Genomic DNA, 20163 nt, shown 5'->3' with positions numbered 1-20163 from the left:
GGACATCACGCGCAGGGCGCTGCTGAAAAGTGGCGCCCTGTTTTTTCGCCTGGATTTTGTAGGGAACGCGCACACCAGGCTCGTTCGCCGGAAAATCTTTGGTATTGCGGGATACCAACAGCAAGGAGTATTCCTGTGCCGACGCCCAGATGATGGCATCGGGCAAGCGGATACGACGTTGCTGCCGGATTTGCACTGTGTGTGTGGATTCCCTTGACCATCTTGCCTTCTTGCACAGTAGAATCAGCCCTCTCAATGCAACAAGAGAGATGCCAATGGAATACGCGTACAAGTTGATGGCCTCGCCGGCCGGTCTGCTCAAGCTGGTGGCCCGGGGCGATCATCTGGCGGCCATCCTGTGGGAAGACGACGACGCCCTGCGGGTGCGCCTGGGCGAGATGGTGGAGGATGAAGACCGCGCGGTCTTGATCGAGACCGAACATCAGCTGCGCCAATACTTTGCCGGTGAACGCGACAGCTTCGATATCCCGCTGCATTTCGAAGGCACCGAGTTCCAGCGCCAGGTGTGGTCGGCCCTGCTCGACATTCCTTATGGACAGACCCGCACCTATCTCGATATCGCGCGCCAGCTCGGCAACGAAAAGGCGGTGCGCGCCGTGGGCGCGGCCAATGGTCGCAATCCCATTTCCATCATCGCGCCCTGTCATCGCGTCATCGGTGCCGGTGGCGAACTGACCGGCTTTGCCGGTGGATTGCACGTCAAGAAACTGCTGCTGGCCATCGAGGGCATCTCCACCGAAGGCCGCGACATCGGCCAGGTCATCGATCCGCGTCGCAAAGCCCAGTCACGTAGGCGGGAAGATCCCAATCAGCTGTCGCTGCTGTAAATTATAAATGATATAAACGATATAAATCATATAAATTATTGTTGCCTGGTTGCCTGGTTGCCTGGTTGCCTGCGCTTGCTTCCTCTCCATGTCGACATGGGATTCGCGCTTAGAACCATCATACTTGGAAATGATGGTTCTTTATTCTTCTGGGGTATATAGGGCGGGGATGAAAAACAATCTCCCGCTGCCCACCGAGTCAGCCGGGACCGGAGCCAGCATCGGAAACCCTTGTCCCGTGCCGGTTTGCGGCGATATGAAGGTTTTTGCGGCAGTGCAGTTCAGCAACCGCGTCCATGCGCGCCTGTCAAGTTTCTCGGGCTTTCCGAGAGGCTTGCACGCAACGTCAGGGTGAAGCCGACGGCATTTTGAGCCCACCACGGGCAGAGTGCGCTAAAGTACGCGTCCTGCCCGGACAGTGGTCAGCCCTCCGCGCCGAGGGTGGCATCCTCCCCAGGATCCCTGTCCGCCGGCACTCTATTTGAAGAAGCAAAGGGAGCAAGATGAGTTCATCTCACACCAATCCAGGCCTTTCCCTCCGGTCGTCCAAATTCCACATGATTACCCTGGCAGCGCTGGGCGTGGTGTTCGGCGATATCGGTACCAGCCCGCTGTATGCACTCAAGGAATGTTTCAGCCCCGACCACGGCATCGCCTTTTCACACGGCGCGGTGCTGGGCATCATCTCGATGCTGTTCTGGTCCATCTCCATCGTGGTGACCATCAAGTACGTGATGTTCGTGCTGCGCGCCGACAACAACGGCGAAGGCGGCGTGCTGGCGTTGATGGCCTTGTCGCTGCGCTCGGCCATATCGGGTTCGCCGCGCGCCAAGCTGCTGATGATGCTGGGCGTCTTCGGCGCCTGCATGTTCTACGGCGACGTGGTGATCACGCCGGCCATCTCGGTGCTGTCGGCGGTGGAAGGGCTGGAGATCGCCGCGCCGCAGACTGCCCATGCGGTCATTCCGTTGACGCTGCTCATCGTGGTGGTCCTGTTCCTGATCCAGCGGCATGGCACCAGCGTGGTGGGCCGCTTCTTCGGGCCGGTGATGTTCCTGTGGTTCTTCTCGCTGGCCTTGCTGGGCCTGTACAACATCATCAAGGCACCCCAGGTGCTGGTGGCGATCAACCCGTATTACGCCGTGCACTTCATGGCCGAGCACTCGCTGCAGGCCTTCATCGTGCTGGGGTCGGTGGTGCTGGTGCTGACCGGGGCCGAGGCGCTGTATGCCGACATGGGTCACTTCGGCATCAAGCCGATCCGCTATGCGTGGCTGTTTACGGTCATGCCTTCGCTGCTGATCAATTACTTCGGCCAGGGCGCCAACCTGATCGCCAATCCCAAGGCGCTGGCCAATCCCTTCTACCTGATGATCCCCGATCCGCTGGTGCTGCCCATGGTGCTGCTGGCCACCTGTGCCACGGTGATTGCCTCGCAGGCGGTGATTTCGGGTGCGTTCTCGCTGACCAGCCAGGCCATCCTGCTGGGCTTCGTGCCGCGCATGCGCATCCTGCACACCTCCGAGGACGAGCAGGGCCAGATCTACATCCCGCTCATCAACTGGATGTTGCTGGTGGTCGTGGTAGCCGTGGTGCTGGCCTTCAAGAAATCCGACAACCTGGCCGCTGCCTATGGCGTGGCCGTGACCACCACCATGGTGATCACTACCATGCTGCTGGGCGTGGTGATGCGTCATATCTGGAAGTGGCGTACTCCGGCCGTGGTGCTGGCCGTCGGCGGCCTGCTGGTGGTGGATCTGGCCTTCTTCTCGGCCAACCTGCTCAAGCTCACCGAGGGGGGCTGGTTCCCGCTGGTCATCGGCGGCGCGGCCTTCTTCCTGTTGATGACCTGGTACTCGGGCCGCATGCTGCTGCGTATGCGCATCAAGGATGACGGCATTCCGCTGGAGCCCTTCATCGAGGGTCTGCTGGCGCATCCGCCGCATCGGGTGGGCGGCACCGCCGTCTTCATGACCGGCAATATCGCCACCGTGCCGGTGGCGCTGCTGCACAACCTGAAGCACAACCGCATCCTGCATGAGCGGGTGTTCTTCCTGAAGATCAGCATCTGGGATGTGCCCTTCGTGGCCGACAGCGAGCGTCTGACCATGAAGGAGCTGGGCGGCGAGGTCTACCTGCTGCGCGCGGCCTTCGGTTTCAAGGAAGCGCCCGAAGTGCAGAAGGTCATGACGCTGACCGAACAGCAGTTCGGCCACCACTTCGACCTCATGGACACCTCCTTCTTCCTGGCGCGCGACACGGTGGTGCCCAGCAAGCTCCTGGGCATGTCACTGTGGCGCGAGCGTCTGTTTGCCTGGATGTACCAGAACGGCGCCAAACCGTCGGACTTCTTCCACATCCCGGCCAACCGGGTGGTGGAGCTGGGGACCAAGGTCGAGATCTGAGCAGGTGCGGGTTTGCTCAAAGGATGCCGTTCAGTGTGATGCTGAACGGCATTTTTCTTGGTCGCGGAAAATGTCTCAGGAATTCATATGGCCGGGTAGTATCGAAGTGCCAGGGCCGCACCATGGCAGTATCGGTGCAGTATCGTTCACCATCAGCTTTAGGCAAGGAGCAGCAGGCACATGAACAAGATCAGGATGATGGGCGCCCCCACCGACGTGGGCGCCAGCCGTCGCGGCGCCTCGATGGGACCGGCGGCGCTGCGCGTGGCCGAATTGCAGCGCGGTCTGCAGCAGCACGGGCTGGAGGTCATCGATGGCGGCGACCTGGGCGGCCCGGCCAATCCGCAGCAGCCGCCGGTGCAGGGGCTGCGCCATCTGGAGCAGGTGGTGCAGTGGAACCGGACGGTCTTCGAGGCGGTATCGGCCAGCCTGGCGCAAGCCGAAGTGCCCTTGCTCATGGGCGGCGACCATGCCCTGGCGGTGGGCTCCATTGCCGCCGTGGCGCAGCACTGCCGCAGGCAGGGCAAGTCTCTGCGGGTGTTGTGGCTCGATGCCCATGCCGATGCCAATACCAGCGACTCCACCCCGACCGGCAATATCCACGGCATGCCGGTGGCCTGCCTGCTGGGCGTGGGGCCGACGGCGCTGACCGGCCTGGGCGGCCAGACCCCGGCCTTGCAGCCGCAGCAGATCAGCCAGATCGGCATTCGCAGCGTGGACCGCGAAGAAAAGCGTCATCTGCGCGAGCTGGGCGTGCGCGTCTTCGACATGCGCCACATCGACGAGTACGGCATGCGCGCCACCATGCAGGCGGCGCTGGCCGACATCGGGCCCGATACCCACCTGCATGTCAGTTTCGATGTCGATTTCCTCGACGCCGCTCTGGCGCCCGGTGTGGGCACGGCCGTGCTGGGCGGGCCGACTTATCGCGAGGCGCAGCTTTGCATGGAGATGATCGCCGACACCGGTCGTCTGGCCTCGCTGGACGTGATGGAACTGAACCCGGCCTGCGACGTGCGCAACCAGACCGCCGAGGTGGTGGTGGATCTGGTCGAAAGCCTTTTCGGGAAATCCACCCTGATTCGACAAGACCTCTCATTGCCTGCAATTGGAGGTTGAAGGAAAGCGGGCAATGCCCGATCATTCAGGGTTTTGTAGCCGCCGGCGGGCGGGAACCAGGGCGTGCTGCCCGCATTCCCGCGCGCCGGGAAGCGCCCGCACACCGGGGCGGCAGCGAGCTGCGCACGCATCTTGCTCTCCCGGTTCATTCCTCCGTCAGAAAGAAGTCATCATGTCCCTCAAGAAATTGTTCACCCTGGCCGCCAGCGCGCTGGCCCTCTCCTGCGCTGCCGGCACCACCCTGGCCGCTGACCAGACCTATGTGGTCGGCGCCGGCGGCACCTACCGTCCCTTCGAGTTCGAAACCCCGAAGAAGGAACTGGTCGGTTTCGACATCGACCTGATCAAGGCCATCTCCAAGGCGTCCAACTTCAAGATCCAGCTGGTCAGCACACCCTGGGAAGGCATCTTCGCCACCCTCGGCCAGGGCGACCGCGACATCATCATCTCGGGCATTACCATCACCGACAAGCGCGCCCAGATCGTGGACTTCTCGCTGCCCTACTTCCCGGCCGAGCAGGTCATCATCACCAATGCCGATGCCAAGATCGGCTCGCTGGCCGACCTGAAGAAGACCCAGGTGGCCGTGGTCAATTCCACCGCCGGTGACATCGTGGTTTCCGACGAACTGGGCAAGTCCAGCACCGCCATCCACCGCTTCGACAATACCGTGCTGATGCTCGAAGAACTCTATCGCGGCGGTGTCGATGCTGCCGTGGGCGATGTGGGCGTGATCAAGTTCTACATCAAGAGCCACCCCGAGAAGAAGTTCAAGGTGGTCGGTGACACCAAGTTCGTGCGCCAGTACTTCGGCATCGCCGTCAAGAAGGGCAACACCGAACTGCTGGAGAAGATCAACGCCGGCTTGAAGCAGATCGTTGCCGATGGCACCTATGCCAAGATCTACAAGACCTGGTTCGACGGCGACGTGCCGACCCTGCCGCTGAAGTAAGCTCCCCCGGCGTACCGGCTTGCCCTGGCCGGGCGCCCCTCCGAGAGCGCCGCCCCGCCCCCTTGGTGCGGGGTGTGCTGCCTGTCCTGCCGGTTTCATTTTTTCCGCTTTTCTCAACATCTCCGTTTGAACGGATTCATCATGCACTCCTTCTTCCAATGGGAAATCATCGGCGAATACGCACCGCTGTTCGTCGAAGGCACCTGGATGACCTTGAAGGCCGCGATCATCTGCGTCATCGCCGGCACCTGCTGGGGCCTGGTGCTGGGCGTGGGCCGCCTGGCCGAGGCGCGCCATGGTTTCTGGAAATATTTCCTGCGCTACTGCGTGCAGTGGCCGATTCGCTTCTATGTCAGCTTCCTGCGCGGCACCCCGCTGTTCGTGCAGATCCTGCTGATTCACTTCGCGCTCATGCCGATGCTGATCAACCCCAGTGGCGGCCTGATCCTCTCGGGTGACCTGGCGCGCGAGATCCGCTCGCACTATGGCGCCTTCACCTCGGCGGTGCTGGCCATCACGCTCAATTCGGGTGCCTATGTGTCGGAGATCTTCCGCGCCGGCATCCAGTCGATCGACCGTGGCCAGAGCGAAGCCTCGCGCTCCCTGGGCATGAGCTACCTCGGCACGCTGCGCCGCGTGGTGCTGCCGCAGGCCTTCCGCCGCATGCTGCCGCCGCTGGGCAACAATGCGATTGCCATCGTCAAGGATTCCTCGCTGGCCTCGGCCATCGGTCTGGCTGAACTGGCCTATGCCGCGCGCACCGTCTCGGGCGCCTATGCGCGCTACTGGGAGCCGTACCTGACCATTTCGGTGATCTACTGGGTCATCACGCTGGCGCTGTCGGCGCTGGTGCGCCATCTGGAAGCGCGTTACGGCAAGGGAGATGCACGATGAGCACGATGATCAAGGTCAACCAACTGCAAAAGAGTTTCGGTCAGGCGCACATCCTGCGCGGCATCGACTGCGAGATCCGCGCGCGCGAGGTGGTGTGCGTGATCGGGCCGTCGGGCTCGGGCAAGAGCACCTTCCTGCGCTGCCTCAACGGCCTGGAGGAAGTCAGTGATGGCGACATCTTCATCGAAGGCGTCAAGCTCAATGATCCCAAGGTCAACCTCAATGCCTTGCGCGCCGAACTGGGCATGGTGTTCCAGCGCTTCAACCTGTTTCCGCACATGACGGTGCTGGAGAACCTGATCATGGCACCCATGCAGGTCAAGAAGCTCTCCCGCCGCGAAGCCGTGCTGGTGGCCGAGAAGCTGTTGCAGAAGGTGGGCCTGCTGGAGAAGATCGATGCCTTCCCCAACCAGCTCTCCGGCGGCCAGCAGCAGCGTGTGGCCATTGCCCGCGCGCTGGCGATGGAACCCAAGGTGATGCTGTTCGATGAACCGACCTCCGCCCTGGACCCCGAACTGGTGGGCGAGGTGCTGAGCGTCATGAAGCAGCTGGCCGAGGAAGGCATGACCATGGTCGTGGTTACCCACGAGATGGGTTTTGCCCGCGAAGTGTCGGACCGGGTCTTCTTCATCGACCAGGGCGTCATCATGGAAGAGGGGCCGCCGCAGCAGGTGCTGGGTGAACCGATTCATGAACGTACGCGCGATTTCTTGCGCAAGGTGCTGTAAGCCTCAGTGAAAAAGCGAAAACGCCGGGACGGATCCCGGCGTTTTTGATTTCAGTGATGCGCGCCCAGCACGATGGCGCCCGCCGCAATCACCAGGCAGGACAGCACGCGCCGCAGCGTCAGTCTTTCTCCCATGAAGAGCGTCCCGATCAGGAGCGCAAACAGCACCGAGGTCTCGCGCAGTGCCGAGACCATGCCCATGGGCGCCAGTGTCACGGCCCAGATCACGATGCCATAGGCCAGCAGCGACATCACGCCACCTGCCAGTCCGATCCAGGTGTCCTTGTGCGACAGCACCACCGGCGAGCGGCCGTGCTTGTACTGGTAGAGCAGCGCCAGCGGGATGCTGTCGGCCACGAACAGCCAGCCTGCATAGGCGATGGCATCGCCCGCCAGCCGCGCGCCAATGCCATCGGTGATGGTATAGGCCGCGATGAAGGCCCCGGTGGCCAGCGCCGCCAGCGGGGCGGACAGGTGTTCGCGCTGGCGCATGGCGCGCAGGTTGGCCAGGCTGACGATGCCCGCCGAGACCAGCGCAATGCCAATGACCGTGTAGAGCCCCAGCTGCTCGCCCGCGAACAGGGCTGCGCCCAGCGCCACCAGCAAGGGCGAGGAGCCGCGTGCAATCGGATAGGACTGGCCGAAGTCGCCGATGCGGTAGGCACGGATCAGAAACAGGTTGTAGCCGGTGTGCAGCAGGCCCGAGAGAATGATGTAGAACCAGCTGTCGGCCTGTGGCAGAGGACGCCAGAGCACCAGCGGCACCGCACCCAGACCGGCGCCCAGCGTCATGAGCGAGAGCGAGGCCAGGCGGTCGTGGCTGCTTTTGAGCAGGGCGTTCCAGGAGGCGTGCAGCAGGGCAGCCGCCAGGACCAGGGCGATGACGGCCAGGTTCATGCGGCCAATCCGGCATCCAGATCGGCCACGCAACGCCACAGTGCATGACCTGAGGCCAGGTACTTGCGCTCGAAGGGCGTGATGGGTTGCTCAGGCCGCCAGGCTTCGGTCTGGAAAGTGCCGCCAGTCAGGTGGTTCAGGGCCGATGTGAATTCTTCGACATAGATTTGCCAGTTGCTGCGGCATTCCAGCCGTCCGCCCAGCGCCACGATGAAGGGAAACACCGGATGACCCTGCCAGCGCCGGGCCAGGTGGCCGATCTTGGGCCAGGGATTGGGGTAGAGCAAATAGTGCTGCGCCGGACGCAGACCGGCCTGATGCGCCAGGCGCCAGTAATCGACCAGATCGGCGCGTACGAAGCAGAGATTGGTCGGCTGCGGACCATCCCAGTGGGTATTGCGCGCCAGGCGGTCGGCCGACTGATCGATGCCGATGACGAAATGGTCCGGATGGCGCATGGCCAGGTGCAGCGTGGACAAGCCCACTCCGCAGCCGGTATCGAGGATCAGCGGCGCCTCGCCCGCCGCACGCCAAGCGGCCAGGCTGGCATCAAAGGCGCGCAGGTTGTAGTCGGTGACGGGTTTGCGGAAGGGGTGGGTCGGATCGGCGTGGCGCGCCACCAGGGTGGCCAGTTGCTCGTGCACGCCGGTCTGGGCGCTGCGGATGGGGGATGAATTCACGACAAGGTGCGGTAGGCGGCAAAACGCCATTTTAATGGACACCGCCACCCCGACGCTGATGACAAGCTGACCAAAAGAAAACGCCGCGCGGTGGGCGCGGCGTTGTTGCCTGTGAAGCGGGAAAACCCGACCGGATCAGTGCAAGGTCATGGGATGACGCATCATCACGTCATAACGGCTCAGGAAGTTGTCGATGTCTTCCATGGACGGCTCGGAGGCAATCAGTTCCTGGACATCCTTGCGGAACAGTTCGGCCGCCGGGCCATCGATGTAGATCTCGCGCTGGCCGGACTTGTCCATGATCTCGTAGCCGCCGAAGCGCAGGGCTTCGTGGTCGGTATCGGCTCCGAATTCGACGACGCTGTACTGCTCACTGTTGTAGATCAGGTTCATAGTGACTCCTTATGCTGGAATACTGCTTCGAAAAGGAAGTGGCGCCTTCACCGTAAATTTCAAGACCCTTCACCTGGGCCGCGCCTCGTGTGCATTTCTGCTACTTCGATACAGCTCCCTCGGGGAACGCCGCGTCGCTTGCGCTCCTGAGTCTGTTGACGGCAGCTTTGCCCAAAAACTTTGATGGCTGCCTTCTTGCCTGATGATCCAAAACCGTCATGAAGCACTGTCACCTGCTGAAGATAGATGACAAGCCTGCCCGGAAGTTCATCATGCCGCCCCGGGCCGGGTTGCGCACTGGCAAGCCAGACGACACCTTCAGCATGCCGCTGTCGGACGCAAAAGAACATCAGGAAAATTCTGACGCCGCCACAGTTCCGTGACGGCGTTGCCCAAGCACATGCTCAGGCTACCAAAAGAAACGGGACCGCGCTGCGGTCCCGTGGTGCTTGTCCCTTGTGCCATGTGGCCTATCGATGGCTCAGTGATTCTTGCGCGCCAGCTTGCCTGGTTCCACGCCCAGCTGCTTGAGCTTGCGGTAGAGGTGGGTGCGTTCCAGGCCGGTGCGTTCGGCTACGCGTGTCATGCTGCCGTTTTCGCGCACCAGATGGTATTCGAAATAGGCGCGCTCGAAGGCGTCCCGCGCTTCGCGCAGCGGCAGGTCGAAGGAGATGTTGGCGGCATTGTCAGCCACCTGACCGAAGGGGGCCGCAGCCGGCGTGCCATGATGCAGTGGTTCGCCGCCCAGCGTGGGCGCATAGGTGGTCACCGGGGCCGCGTGTTCGGGCGCGTGCAGGCTGTCGGCGGCGCCATTGACCACGGCGGCCACCGGGGCCGGACGATAGCTGGCCGGGCGCACCGCTTCACGGCTGTGCGAGAGGCCCTGCTGCACGGCCTTGAGCAGCTTTTGCAGGGCGATCGGCTTTTCCAGGAAGTTGAGCGCGCCGATGCGGGTGGCTTCGACGGCGGTGTCGATGGTGGCGTGACCGGACATCATGATGACCGGCATGGTCAACAGGCCATCGCGTTGCCACTCCTTCAGGAGCGTGACGCCGTCGGTGTCGGGCATCCAGATGTCGAGCAGCACGAGGTCGGGGACACCGGCCTGGCGAAGCTCGCGTGCCTGCTGCGCGTTTTCCGCAGTGGTCACGACATGCCCCTCATCGCCCAGAATTTCTGAGAGCAATTCGCGGATACCCATTTCGTCATCGACGACCAGGATGTTAGCCATGTGCTGCTTTCCTCGCTGCTAGTTCATTGTCCAAGTGTTCGATCTTGTTCCGGGCCGGCGCGCTCGATGCGGCGTTGGCGAGCATGCCTTGATGAACTGCCGGGTCCCTCCCGGCGCCTTGCTGTCGAATCTTGATCCTGGGGACGGTTTCCGGAGAAAACTGTCTCTTAATCAATAGGTGCTAACTTTACCAGCAAAATTACAATTTTTGCGCCCCGGCCATCGGTCCGATTCTGGATATCGATGCGACCACCATGTTCCTCGACGATTTTCTTGACCATCGCCAGCCCCAGACCGGTGCCTCTGGCCTTGGAGGTGACATAGGGTTCAAAGGCGCGCGCCAGGATGGTGGGCGAGAAGCCGGGGCCGTTATCCATGATCGACAGACGCACCGCTGGCCGGCGCTGGCCGTCGGTGCCGGCAATGTCGATCTGCTCGGTCAGCACGTCGATGCGCGGTGCGCTCTGGCCGTCATCGGTCACGGCATCCTGGGCATTCTGCAGCAGATTATGGATGACCTGGCGCATCTGGGTCGCATCGCCCATGACCTTGCTCATCTCCGGTGCCAGGCGCGCGTGGATCACGTCGCGGCCATCGCCGGCCAGGTAGAGGTTGAGGATTTCCTCGATCAGGGCATTCAGATCCAGCGCCACCGGCTTGGCCGGCGGGGTCCTGGCGTAGTCGCGGAAGTCGTCGACCATGCGTTTCATGGCCGTGACCTGGTTGACGATGGTGGTGGTGCCCTTGTCGAGGATGGCGGCGTCGGCTGGCATGAGCTTGTCGGCCAGGCGGTGCTGCAGGCGTTCGGCCGAGAGCTGGATGGGGGTCAGCGGGTTCTTGATCTCGTGCGCCAGGCGGCGCGCCACCTCGCCCCAGGCAATCGAACGCTGGGCCGAGATGACGTTGCTGATGTCATCGAACACCACCACGTAACCGACGCCGTTTTCCACCGGCAGGTGCGAGCCGCGTGCCAGCAGGGTCAGCTTGTCGTGGTCGGGCTTGCCGCCTGGTTCCTCGTTGGCATCGCGCAGTGCGCCGGGCTGGCGCGAGAGCTCGAACTGGCGCTGCCAGTGCAGGCCGTCGGCACCATCGCTGCTGTGCTGGGCCAGTTGTTCGGAGAAGGCACGGATGATGGCCTGGGCAAATGGGGCCTGGCTGTCGATGGTCTGCAGGGGGGTGCCGATATTGGCCGAGAAATCGTGGCCCAAAATGCGGCGCACCGAATCGTTGGCGCTGACGATGTTGAACTGGCCATCCAGCACCATCACCCCGGCCGACATGTTGGCCAGCACCGACTCCAGGTAGGCCTTGGCGTTCTCCAGCTCGGCCCGGTTCCTTTCCACCGAGGTGCGCGCTTCCAGCAGCTGGCGCGTCATGGTGTTGAAGGATTGGGTGAGCGTGCCCAGTTCATCGGAGGTGCTCACGATGGGGCGAGGTGAGAGATTGCCCTCGGCCACCGCCTTGGTGCCTTCGGCCAGCAGCAGCAGCGGCTTGGCCAGGTCGCTGGCGATCAGGAAGGCACTGGCGATGGCGGCGAAGATGGCCAGCAGCAGGGTCAGGGTCAGGGTGACCAGGTAGATCTTGCGCAGGCCCGAGCGCGAGACTGAACGCTGCTGGTATTCGTTGTAGGCCAGTCGCAGTGTTTCGGCATTGCTGGCGAGGTAGTCGGGCACCGGCTGGAGGATCTGCAGATAGCGCGTTTCGTTCTGCAGGGACATGCCGCGACTGGGGGCCGGTACCAGCACCACCACGTGCAGCCGCAGGTTGCCGTCGGCGTCGGACTCGCCATTGGACGGGCGGGTATCATCGCTTTCCACCGCCGAGAAGGCGCGCGAGACCCGCGCCTGGCGCATCGCCTGGCTGCTGGGCAGTACGGGCGTGAGTGAACCGATGGAGCCGCCCACCGTACTCATCACCTGGCCATTGCCGTTGACGATGGTGATTTCCATGTTCTGGTCGCGCTGGCGGGAGAGGTAGGTCACCTGCTCCGAGTCGCTCATGTCGGAGAGTTCCTGGGCCATGCCACGCGCCCGCGAAACCAGGTCCGAGAGCGAGGAATCCAGCGCATTGCGGCCCAGGTTGAGGCCCGATTCGAGCGCCGCCTCCATGCGCACGTCGAACCAGGATTCGATGGAGCGCGACACGAACTGCACCGACATCAGATAGATCACCGCTCCCGGCACGATGCCCACCAGCGCAAACATCAGCACCAGTCGCGCCAGCAGCTTGGAGCCGAACTTGCCGCGCCGGTAGCGTTTGTAGAGCCGCCCCAGCAGCAGCAGCACCAGTCCCAGCAGCGAAATGGCGGCCAGACCGTTCAAGAACAGCAGCCACGGGTAGTGCTGCTCGAAGAGGGCGGAATTTTCGGAGGCCGAGGCCAGCAGGAACAGCAGGACGCTGATGACGCCCCCGCCGACCACCAGCAGATAGCGTAAGGTGCGGCTCATTCGGGTTTGTAGTTGAATTCGATCCAGTCCGAGGACAGGCGCCAGTCACTGTTGTTGAGCGCATTGACCTGGAAAGGCTTGGGCAGCTGCGCCACGTCCAGGCGCATGCGCAGGCCGACCTGGTAGGTCTCGCCGGACTTGAGGGTGTTGTTGTCGGCGACGATCCAGCGCGGCGGGCGGCGGATCAGGGTCAGCGCGTCCTCGAGGTTGGTGAAGCTCTGCTGCAGCTGGCCGCTGATGGCGGTGTGGTATTGCCGGGTCAGCACGTTGTAGGACAGACGCAGGGTGCGCGTGAGCGAGACGCTGGTCTCGTCGAACCAGTACCAGCGCCGCCGGGTCAGCTGGACCTCGGTGGTGAAGTACAGGGGCACACCGCGCGAGAGCGCATCTTCCAGGCCGCGATTGAGGTCGAAGTCATAGGAAACCGAGAGGCGGTAGCCTTCGTCACTGGCTTCGATGCTGGCCTGGTTGATGGTGATTTCGGCGGCCTGCACGGCCAGGGTGGAACAGGCCAGCAGCAGCGCCAGCAGCCATTGCAGCACCGCGCGCAACAGCCGGGAGGGCTGGCGGGCGGGCGCGGGAGTCGGGAAGGGGGCCGATTGCGTCAAATTCATGCACCAGGTTTTTGGAACAGCGCATAGAACAGGCCATCGTGATCGGCATCGGCACGGGCCGTCGGCAACAGTTGGCCTGGAGCGGGCAGCCGGATGGCATGGTTTTTCTGCGCGAAGGCGATCGCTTGCTGCTCCGATTCCTGGGGCCACAGCGAGCAGGTTACGAGCAGCAATTTACCATCCGGTCGCAGCATCTGCCAAAGCTTGTCCAAAATTTGCGCAGAAAGTGTTGCAAGCTGCACGGTGTCGGTCTTGCGACGCAGCCAGCGGATATCCGGGTGGCGCCGCACGATGCCCGAGGCAGTGCAAGGTACGTCGGCCAGGATGCGGTCGTAGCCCTGGCCATCCCACCAGCTGTCGTCGCGGGCGTCACCCGTGAGCAGCCTGGCCTTGAGCTGCAGCCGGTCGAGGTTCTCGGCGATGCGCTGCAGGCGGCGCGGGTCGTGATCCAGTGCCTGCAGGTCGAGCTCGGCCAGTTCCAGCAGATGGCCGGTCTTGCCGCCGGGTGCGGCGCAGGCATCGAGCACCCGCATGCCGTCGGTCACGTCCAGCAGCGGTGCGGCCAGTTGGGCGGCCGCATCCTGTACCGATACCACACCCTCGGCAAAGCCGGGGATCTGCTGCACCGGCATCGGCTTGTCCAGCCGCACTGCGCAGGGACCGATGGCACGCGCGCCGATACCGGCCTGCTGCAGCGTGGCCAGGTACTGCTCGACGCTGGCACGGCGACGGTTCACGCGCAGCGTCAGTGGCGGTGGCTGGTTGCCGGCGTGGAGGATGGCCTGCCACTGCTCGGGATAGGCGGCCTTGAGACGGTCGATCCACCAGGTCGGGTAGTTCCAGGTGGCGGGCGGGGTCTTGCCGGCCTGCGGCATGAGCGTCGCACGTTCGCGCAGGAAGCGGCGCAGGATGGCGTTGACCACTCCCTTGGCGAAACTCATGTCCTGGCTGATGGCGGCCGCCTGCACTGCCTGGTCGACCACGGTGAAGCTGTCGTAGCCGGCTTCTTCTTCATTGACCAGCAAGGCCAGTGCCGTCACCAAGAGGCCGTGCAGCACTTCCGGTTGCGGTGGCTTGTTGGCCAGCAGGCCCAGCAGGCTGTCGCTCAGGCCGAGCTGGCGCATGGCGCGGTAGCTCAGGTCCTGGATGGCACCGCGTGCCGGGGGCGGCGCATCGCTGCGGGCGAAGATCTGCGCCAGCGCCTGCGGCAGCGCATGGCCGGCGCCCACGGCGGCCACTGCCTGGGCGGCATACGCCAGCTGGTAGGCCAGGGAATCGGCCTTGGCGCCGGGGGAGAGGAGAGAAATCTGGATCACGTCTTGGCTGGCTCAGGAAGATACGACAGCGCCCGTGTTGCAGCACGGCAATGACCGGTGCGAGGGGCGCGGGCCGCCAGTGTACCAGCGGCCCATGCTGACCACACCTGCGTCATGCGTTTTCGTGCGGTGGCCTTGGCCGCAACAGGGCAGTCGCTGGGTGCCCGGAAACGACAAACGGCTGCCGCGGTGGATGATCGCGGCAGCCGTTCGGCCAGGGTGCATCAGGTCCGCAAGCAGCCGGCGCCATCGCGGCCCCGGTCTTGCCCGGCCATCAGACGCCCCAGAGGATGTCGTAATTGCCCTTCTTGGCTTCGCGCAGCATGTCCAGCAGCGGATAGGCGCGGGCCGAGAAGCTGACCGGTTCGATCTTTTCGTGGTTGTGGTCGTCGACGTCGGCGTTGTGGTGGGCGTTGACGTCACGCGCCAGTGCCTCGGCCGCTTCGTGCGACTTGCTGGCGTTGATCTGCTGTTCCAGCACGGCGACGGCGTCACCGGCCTCGGCGGCAGTGATCACGCCACGGGCGAGGTCCTTGTGCAGCAGGTCCAGGATGGGTTTGGCGTGCGACTCGTACATCACCACATCGGCAGCCGCTTTTGATTTGAATGTGATCAGCATATTTCCTCAGGGTCTTTGATTGAAAACGTTTTTTGGGGCGCGTACGTCAACGCGCACGCGCTGGAAATGCGCTGCAGACTGCATCCGCATTTCTGCGGGAATGCCCGTTTGGAGTGACAGGCAACACAAGAATACTCTGCTAGCCGGAATCTTGTCATCCGGCTCGGCCCCGCTCAGCTTGGTTTGAAAGAGCTGAAAAAGGTTTCAATATTTTCCTCGGTGAAGGCTTTTTCTTCCCCTACGATGAGAATCTGGTACACCCGGCGTTCCCGTACCGCCAGGCGGGCCACCAGCCGCAGGGGGCGGCCCCGGGCCGCGCCGTGCGCATCCAGATCGAGCGTGCGCGTCAGGCCCGTGGTTTTGCCGGGCCAGCGCGGCGAGCCTTGCGGCTGGCCGCCGATGTTGTTGAGCAGGGCGGTGCGCATCGCGTCCAGCGCCCGGTCGGCCGCTGCCGCATCGGGCAGCTCGGCCGTACCCACGGCGAAGGTGAGGCCGTCGACCTCGGCGGCGGTCATGCTCATGTCGACCTTGGGGCCGTCCAGGTCCACCGGGCGCGTCACGCTGGCCGGCTTGGCTGGCAGCAGCACCACGAAATGCGCACCGTTGTCGCTGGCTTCGCGCCAGTTGTAGCGCGGCGAACAGGCCGCCAGGCACAGGCAGGCCAGCGACAGCAACAGCAGGGCAGGACGAAGAGGGCGCATGGCAACGGTCCGAAAACGGCGAGAGAGGCATCATAACAAAGGCGCTTGCAAGCCAATATGAAGCAAATAACGCGTTTGTCCGATGGTCTGCGCGCAATTCTTGCGGTATAAGAACGCATCGAAACGGACCCCCTCGACCGATATGAATCAACATACCCAAACCGGCCTGCCGGAACTGACCCTGCGCGGCATGTTGCTGGGCGCGCTCATCACGGTGGTGTTTACCGCCTCCAACGTCTATCTTGGCCTGAAGGTCGGCCTGACCTTTTCCTCGGCCATTCCCGCTGCGGTGATTTCGATGGCGGTGCTGCGCCTGTTCTCCAATGCCAACATCCTGGAAAACAACATGGTCCAGACCCAGGCGTCTGCGGCCGGCACCTTGTCTTCCATCATCTTCATCCTGCCGGGCCTGGTGATGATGGGCCACTGGCAGGGCTTCCCCTTCCTGCAGACGCTGGGCATCTGCGCCGCCGGCGGCATGCTGGGCGTGATGTTTTCCATTCCGCTGCGCCGGGTGATGGTGGTGCAAAGCGCGCTGCCCTATCCGGAAGGGGTGGCGGCCGCTGAAATCCTGCGCGTGGGCAGTGCCGACGCCGACGGTGGCGAGCAAACCCGGCGCGGCCTGCGCGATATTCTCTTCGGCGGCACCCTGGCAGCAGCCTTCAGCGTGATTGCCAGCGGCCTGAAGCTGTTTGCCGAAAGCATCAGCCTCTGGTTCACCGCCGGGGCCTCGGTGGTGCGCCTGACCATGGGATTTTCGCTGGCGCTGGTGGGTGCGGGCTACATGATCGGCATCGTCTCCGGCATCGCCATCCTGATCGGGCTGGTGATTGCCTGGGGCGTGGCCGTGCCTTATCTCACGGCGGTGACCCCGCATGCGGCTGACGTGGCCATGTCGGACTTCGCCAATGGGCTGTGGAAAAGCCAGGTGCGCTTTATCGGTGCCGGCATGATCGGCGTGGCGGCGGTCTGGACCCTGGCCACGCTCTTCAAACCCATGCTCGAAGGCGTCAAGGCCTCGCTGTCGACGCTCGCGCGGCGCCAGCAGGGCAGCACCGAGCGCACCGATCAGGACATGTCGCCGCGCTGGATCATCGCCATCAGCCTGGCCATGATTGCGCTGCTGGCGGTGGTGTTTGCCTCCTTCCTGTCGGAGGCGCCGGTGTCGCCGGCGCTGTTCATCGGGCTGATCGTCTATGCGGTGGTGTTTGCCTTCGTGTTCGGCTTCCTGGTGGCGGCGGCCTGCGGCTACATGGCCGGGCTCATCGGTTCCTCCTCCAGCCCGATTTCCGGTATCGGCATCGTGGCGGTGATTCTGGTGTCGGTGCTGCTGCTGGTCTCGGGTGCGGTCGATCCGCTGCTGGCCACCCCCGACGGCAGCAAGCTGGCCATCGCGGTGGCGCTGTTCGTGACCGCCGCCATCATCGCGGTGGCCGCCATTGCCAATGACAACCTGCAAGACCTGAAGACCGGCCAGCTGGTCGGCGCCACGCCCTGGCGCCAGCAGGTGGCGCTGCTGGTCGGTTGCGTGGTGGGTGCGCTGATCATTCCTCCGGTGCTCAATCTGCTCTACAACGCCTACGGCTTCACCGGTGCCCTGCCGCGCGCCGGCATGGATGCGGCGCAGGCCCTGGCGGCGCCACAAGCCACGCTGATGACGGCCATCGCGACCGGCATCTTCACCCGTGAGCTGAACTGGACCATGCTGGGCGTGGGGGTGGCGCTGGGCATCGTGCTCATCGTCATCGACTGGCTGCTGGCCCGTCGTGGCGGTGTGGCGCGCCTTCCGGTGCTGGCGGTAGGCATCGGCATCTACCTGCCGCCGATGGTCAGTAGCGCCCTGTTCCTGGGGGCCTTGCTGGGCTGGCTGATTGAACGCGCATTGCGGCGTCGTGCGCTGGCCGCTGGTGCCGATCCGCAGGCCTATGCGGACCAGCCGCGTCAGCGTGGCATTCTGGTGGCATCCGGCCTGATCGTCGGGGAGAGTCTGGTCGGCGTGCTCTTGGCGGCCATCATCGGCTTTACCGGCAAGGATGCACCGCTGGCCGTGGTGTCGGGCGCGTTTGAGTCGACCGCACAGTGGCTTGGACTGGTCGCGCTGGCGCTGGTACTGATCGCCTTTGCGCGGCGCATCCTGCCGGCGCGCTGAAGAGGCCCTAATACCCGCCCAGCATGCGCCGATACTGGACCGCCTCGGCCACGTGCGTCTGCAGGATGTGTTGGGCATCGGCCAGGTCGGCGATGGTGCGGGCCAGTTTCAGCACCCGGTGATAGGCCCGCGCCGACCAGTTCAGCCGCAGCATGGCGGCCTGCAGCAGTTGGGCTGCGGCATCGTCGTGCTGGCAGTACCGGTCGATCTGGCTGCCACCGAGCTGGCTGTTGGGTTTGCCTTGGCGTTGCCACTGGCGTTCGAAGGCGCGTGCGACGCGCTTCGCGATGGCGGCGCTGGATTCGCCCGGCTGCTGGCTGGCCAGTTCGGCGGGGCTCAGGGCGCTCACATGGATCTGCATGTCGATGCGGTCCAGCAGCGGACCGGACAGGCGCGCCTGGTAGCGCTTGACCAGCTCGGGCGTACAGCGGCAGCGGCCTTGCGGATCACCATGCAGTCCGCACGGACAGGGATTCATCGCCGCAATGAGCTGGAAGCGCGCCGGGAACCGTGCCTGCCGCGCCGCCCGCGATATCACGATATGCCCCGATTCCATCGGCTGGCGCAGCACGTCAAGCACGCTGCGCGGGTACTCGGCGATCTCGTCGAGGAACAGGACCCCATGATGCGCCAGCGAGATTTCTCCGGGCCGGGGTGAACTGCCGCCGCCGACCAGCGCCACGGCGGAGGCGGTGTGGTGCGGTGCGCGATAGGGGCGTTGGCGCCAGCGATCCATGTCGACACTGCCGCTCAAGGATTGCACCGCCGCTGACTCCAACGCCTCTTCCAGCGTCATCGGCGGCAGGATGCCGGGCAAGCGCGTGGCCAGCATCGACTTGCCGGCACCGGGTGGCCCGACCAGCAGGATGCTGTGCTGGCCGGCCGCGGCCACTTCCATCGCGCGTCGCGCCTGTAACTGCCCTTTGATGTCGCTGAAATCCGGATAGGTCGGCACGTCCACTGCCGACCGTGGCGGGTGCCGCTGCAGCCGGGCCGCAGGGTCGCGCGTACTGAAGTGGCTGCAGACCTCCAGCAAGGACCTGGCGGGAAGGATGTGCGCCTCGGGCAGCAGTGCCGCTTCGTCGGCATTGGCCGCCGGCAGGATGAAGCTGCGTGGCTGGCCGTGTTCCTGGTGCTCCCGCTGGATGGCGCAGGTCATGGCCAGCGCGCCGCGAATGGGCAGCAACTGGCCCGACAGCGACAGCTCTCCCGCATATTCATGATCGTCCAGCCGGTCCGCAGGAATCTGCTCGGAGGCGGCCAGGATGCCCAGCGCAATGGGCAGATCGAAGCGTCCGGATTCCTTGGGCAGGTCGGCCGGAGCGAGGTTGACGGTGATGCGGCGGGCAGGGAATTCAAACCGGGCGTTTTGCAGCGCTGCCCGAACGCGATCACGGGCTTCCTTGACCTCGGCTTCGGGGAGCCCGACGATGGTAAAGGCCGGCAAGCCATTGGCCAGGTGCACCTCGACCGTCACAGGCGGGGCGCTCATGCCGGCCAGGGCGCGGCTGCGCAAGACTGCCAGGCTCATCGCAATGCGCCCGGCAGCTTGTCAGCAGGAAGAAGGGAAGGGGGAGAAAAAGAGAAAAGTGTCCGGGCCAGGATCATGGAGTCTGTTTTTGCTGAGCCTCAAGCTCGGCAACACGCGCTTCCAGCGCCTCCAGGCGGGCACGGGTCTTGGCCAGCACCTGGGCCTGGACGTCGAATTCCTCGCGCGTGACCAGGTCCAGCTTGGCAAAACCCTGACTCAGCATGGCCTTGACGTTCTTCTCGATGTCCTTGGCCGGAGAGTTCTCGATCGCCTTGTTGATCTTGGATTGCAGGTCTTCAAAAAATGGGGGCTTGTCCATGTCGGATCTCCTTGGCTGATAGCTGTACTGCAAGTTTAGCGGTTTCCCGCTCATCCTCAAACCGCGATGTCCTGTACAGACTGCATTTTTGTGCACAGGTGCCGTCACGAGGTTGAATTTTCTTTCGAGAAATGCGCCGACTTGGTGATCCTGGCCTCGCCCACCACCCACGCACCAAAATGTGATTGCCGCGTCCGATGCAGGTTTGACAAAAAACAAGCAATATCGCACCAATGACGTGCATCGACAGGTTTGATGCACTATTTTGAAGCTGTTCTCGAAAAAAATCGTTGCAAATCTCTGGTTTCACGCAAAAAGACA

The 20163-nt window shown here is 63.8% G+C and carries 19 protein-coding genes and 1 pseudogene; 8 read left to right on the top strand and 12 right to left on the bottom strand.

The annotated features are described in order from the left end of the window. Nucleotides 1–52: 52 nt before the first annotated feature. Nucleotides 53–196, bottom strand: a pseudogene (locus HNO82_RS22290) (PIN domain-containing protein); the annotation flags it as partial. A 79-nt stretch (nucleotides 197–275) separates the two neighbouring features. On the opposite strand from HNO82_RS22290, the gene HNO82_RS17075 reads away from it, so the two are divergent. The 6 genes from HNO82_RS17075 to HNO82_RS17050 all read left to right on the top strand — a co-directional run bounded on the left by HNO82_RS17075 (nucleotide 276) and on the right by HNO82_RS17050 (nucleotide 6946). Beyond that, complete coding sequence (locus tag HNO82_RS17075) at nucleotides 276–848, top strand: methylated-DNA--[protein]-cysteine S-methyltransferase (RefSeq protein ID WP_008334014.1); 573 nt, start codon at nucleotides 276–278, stop codon at nucleotides 846–848. A 557-nt stretch (nucleotides 849–1405) separates the two neighbouring features. Continuing rightward, on the top strand, nucleotides 1406–3253 hold the full coding sequence (locus HNO82_RS17070) for a potassium transporter Kup (RefSeq protein WP_008334015.1): 1848 nt from the start codon (nucleotides 1406–1408) through the stop codon (nucleotides 3251–3253). A gap of 180 nt (nucleotides 3254–3433) precedes the next feature. After that, complete coding sequence (gene rocF / locus HNO82_RS17065; RefSeq protein WP_175344520.1) at nucleotides 3434–4372, top strand: arginase; 939 nt, start codon at nucleotides 3434–3436, stop codon at nucleotides 4370–4372. Between the two features lie 172 nt (nucleotides 4373–4544). Then, entirely contained in the window at nucleotides 4545–5324 is a 780-nt protein-coding gene (locus HNO82_RS17060) for a basic amino acid ABC transporter substrate-binding protein (protein ID WP_008334022.1), read from the top strand. Between the two features lie 141 nt (nucleotides 5325–5465). Further along, nucleotides 5466–6218 (top strand): amino acid ABC transporter permease, encoded by a 753-nt coding sequence (locus tag HNO82_RS17055; RefSeq protein ID WP_008334024.1) that lies wholly within the window; start codon nucleotides 5466–5468, stop codon nucleotides 6216–6218. 5 nt (nucleotides 6219–6223) lie between these two features. Further along, a complete protein-coding gene (locus HNO82_RS17050) occupies nucleotides 6224–6946 on the top strand; it encodes an amino acid ABC transporter ATP-binding protein (protein WP_008334027.1) in 723 nt (240 codons plus the stop codon). Nucleotides 6947–6996: 50 nt separating this feature from the next. Here HNO82_RS17050 and HNO82_RS17045 read toward each other — a convergent pair whose 3' ends face one another. The 3 genes from HNO82_RS17045 to HNO82_RS17035 all read right to left on the bottom strand — a co-directional run bounded on the left by HNO82_RS17045 (nucleotide 6997) and on the right by HNO82_RS17035 (nucleotide 8915). Next, a complete protein-coding gene (locus HNO82_RS17045; RefSeq protein ID WP_175344519.1) occupies nucleotides 6997–7842 on the bottom strand; it encodes a DMT family transporter in 846 nt (281 codons plus the stop codon). Continuing rightward, on the bottom strand, nucleotides 7839–8522 hold the full coding sequence (gene trmB / locus HNO82_RS17040) for a tRNA (guanine(46)-N(7))-methyltransferase TrmB (protein WP_175344518.1): 684 nt from the start codon (nucleotides 8520–8522) through the stop codon (nucleotides 7839–7841). The genes HNO82_RS17045 and trmB overlap by 4 nt, the downstream gene beginning before the upstream one ends. 135 nt (nucleotides 8523–8657) lie before the next feature. After that, on the bottom strand, nucleotides 8658–8915 hold the full coding sequence (locus HNO82_RS17035) for a BTH_I0359 family protein (RefSeq protein WP_008334032.1): 258 nt from the start codon (nucleotides 8913–8915) through the stop codon (nucleotides 8658–8660). Nucleotides 8916–9133: 218 nt separating this feature from the next. On the opposite strand from HNO82_RS17035, the gene HNO82_RS17030 reads away from it, so the two are divergent. Further along, the gene (locus tag HNO82_RS17030) at nucleotides 9134–9298 is read left to right on the top strand and encodes a hypothetical protein (RefSeq protein WP_008334034.1); all 165 of its coding nucleotides are present in this window, start codon (nucleotides 9134–9136) and stop codon (nucleotides 9296–9298) included. Nucleotides 9299–9396: 98 nt separating this feature from the next. Here HNO82_RS17030 and HNO82_RS17025 read toward each other — a convergent pair whose 3' ends face one another. The 6 genes from HNO82_RS17025 to HNO82_RS17000 form a co-directional block, all read right to left on the bottom strand. Continuing rightward, entirely contained in the window at nucleotides 9397–10146 is a 750-nt protein-coding gene (locus tag HNO82_RS17025; protein WP_175344517.1) for a response regulator, read from the bottom strand. A 167-nt stretch (nucleotides 10147–10313) separates the two neighbouring features. Further along, complete coding sequence (locus HNO82_RS17020) at nucleotides 10314–12593, bottom strand: sensor histidine kinase (protein WP_008334036.1); 2280 nt, start codon at nucleotides 12591–12593, stop codon at nucleotides 10314–10316. Beyond that, a complete protein-coding gene (locus HNO82_RS17015; protein WP_008334037.1) occupies nucleotides 12590–13207 on the bottom strand; it encodes a DUF4390 domain-containing protein in 618 nt (205 codons plus the stop codon). Before HNO82_RS17015 ends, HNO82_RS17020 begins: the two co-directional genes overlap by 4 nt. Beyond that, nucleotides 13204–14523, bottom strand: a complete 1320-nt coding sequence (rsmB, locus tag HNO82_RS17010; protein WP_175344516.1) for a 16S rRNA (cytosine(967)-C(5))-methyltransferase RsmB — start codon at nucleotides 14521–14523, stop codon at nucleotides 13204–13206. The genes HNO82_RS17015 and rsmB overlap by 4 nt, the downstream gene beginning before the upstream one ends. A 274-nt stretch (nucleotides 14524–14797) precedes the next feature. Further along, complete coding sequence (locus tag HNO82_RS17005) at nucleotides 14798–15142, bottom strand: DUF1840 domain-containing protein (RefSeq protein WP_008334039.1); 345 nt, start codon at nucleotides 15140–15142, stop codon at nucleotides 14798–14800. Nucleotides 15143–15315: 173 nt separating this feature from the next. After that, on the bottom strand, nucleotides 15316–15843 hold the full coding sequence (locus tag HNO82_RS17000) for a hypothetical protein (protein ID WP_008334048.1): 528 nt from the start codon (nucleotides 15841–15843) through the stop codon (nucleotides 15316–15318). 142 nt (nucleotides 15844–15985) lie between these two features. Here HNO82_RS17000 and HNO82_RS16995 point away from each other — a divergent pair, with 142 nt between their 5' ends. After that, nucleotides 15986–17992, top strand: a complete 2007-nt coding sequence (locus HNO82_RS16995; RefSeq protein WP_008334050.1) for an OPT family oligopeptide transporter — start codon at nucleotides 15986–15988, stop codon at nucleotides 17990–17992. A 7-nt stretch (nucleotides 17993–17999) separates the two neighbouring features. On the opposite strand, the gene HNO82_RS16990 is transcribed toward HNO82_RS16995, so the two are convergent. Both HNO82_RS16990 and HNO82_RS16985 read right to left on the bottom strand, forming a co-directional pair. Beyond that, nucleotides 18000–19523 carry a YifB family Mg chelatase-like AAA ATPase gene (locus HNO82_RS16990; protein WP_175344515.1) on the bottom strand — a complete coding sequence of 508 codons (1524 nt, stop codon included), beginning with the start codon at nucleotides 19521–19523 and terminating at the stop codon, nucleotides 18000–18002. A 73-nt stretch (nucleotides 19524–19596) separates the two neighbouring features. After that, complete coding sequence (locus HNO82_RS16985) at nucleotides 19597–19842, bottom strand: accessory factor UbiK family protein (RefSeq protein ID WP_008334075.1); 246 nt, start codon at nucleotides 19840–19842, stop codon at nucleotides 19597–19599. Between the last annotated feature and the right edge of the window lie 321 nt (nucleotides 19843–20163).

This window comes from Herbaspirillum sp. C9C3, from assembly GCF_013359625.1.
Lineage (GTDB): Bacteria > Pseudomonadota > Gammaproteobacteria > Burkholderiales > Burkholderiaceae_D > Herbaspirillum.
Note: the sequence above shows the minus strand (reverse complement) of the source record. Positions and strands in the feature narration are given on the sequence as shown.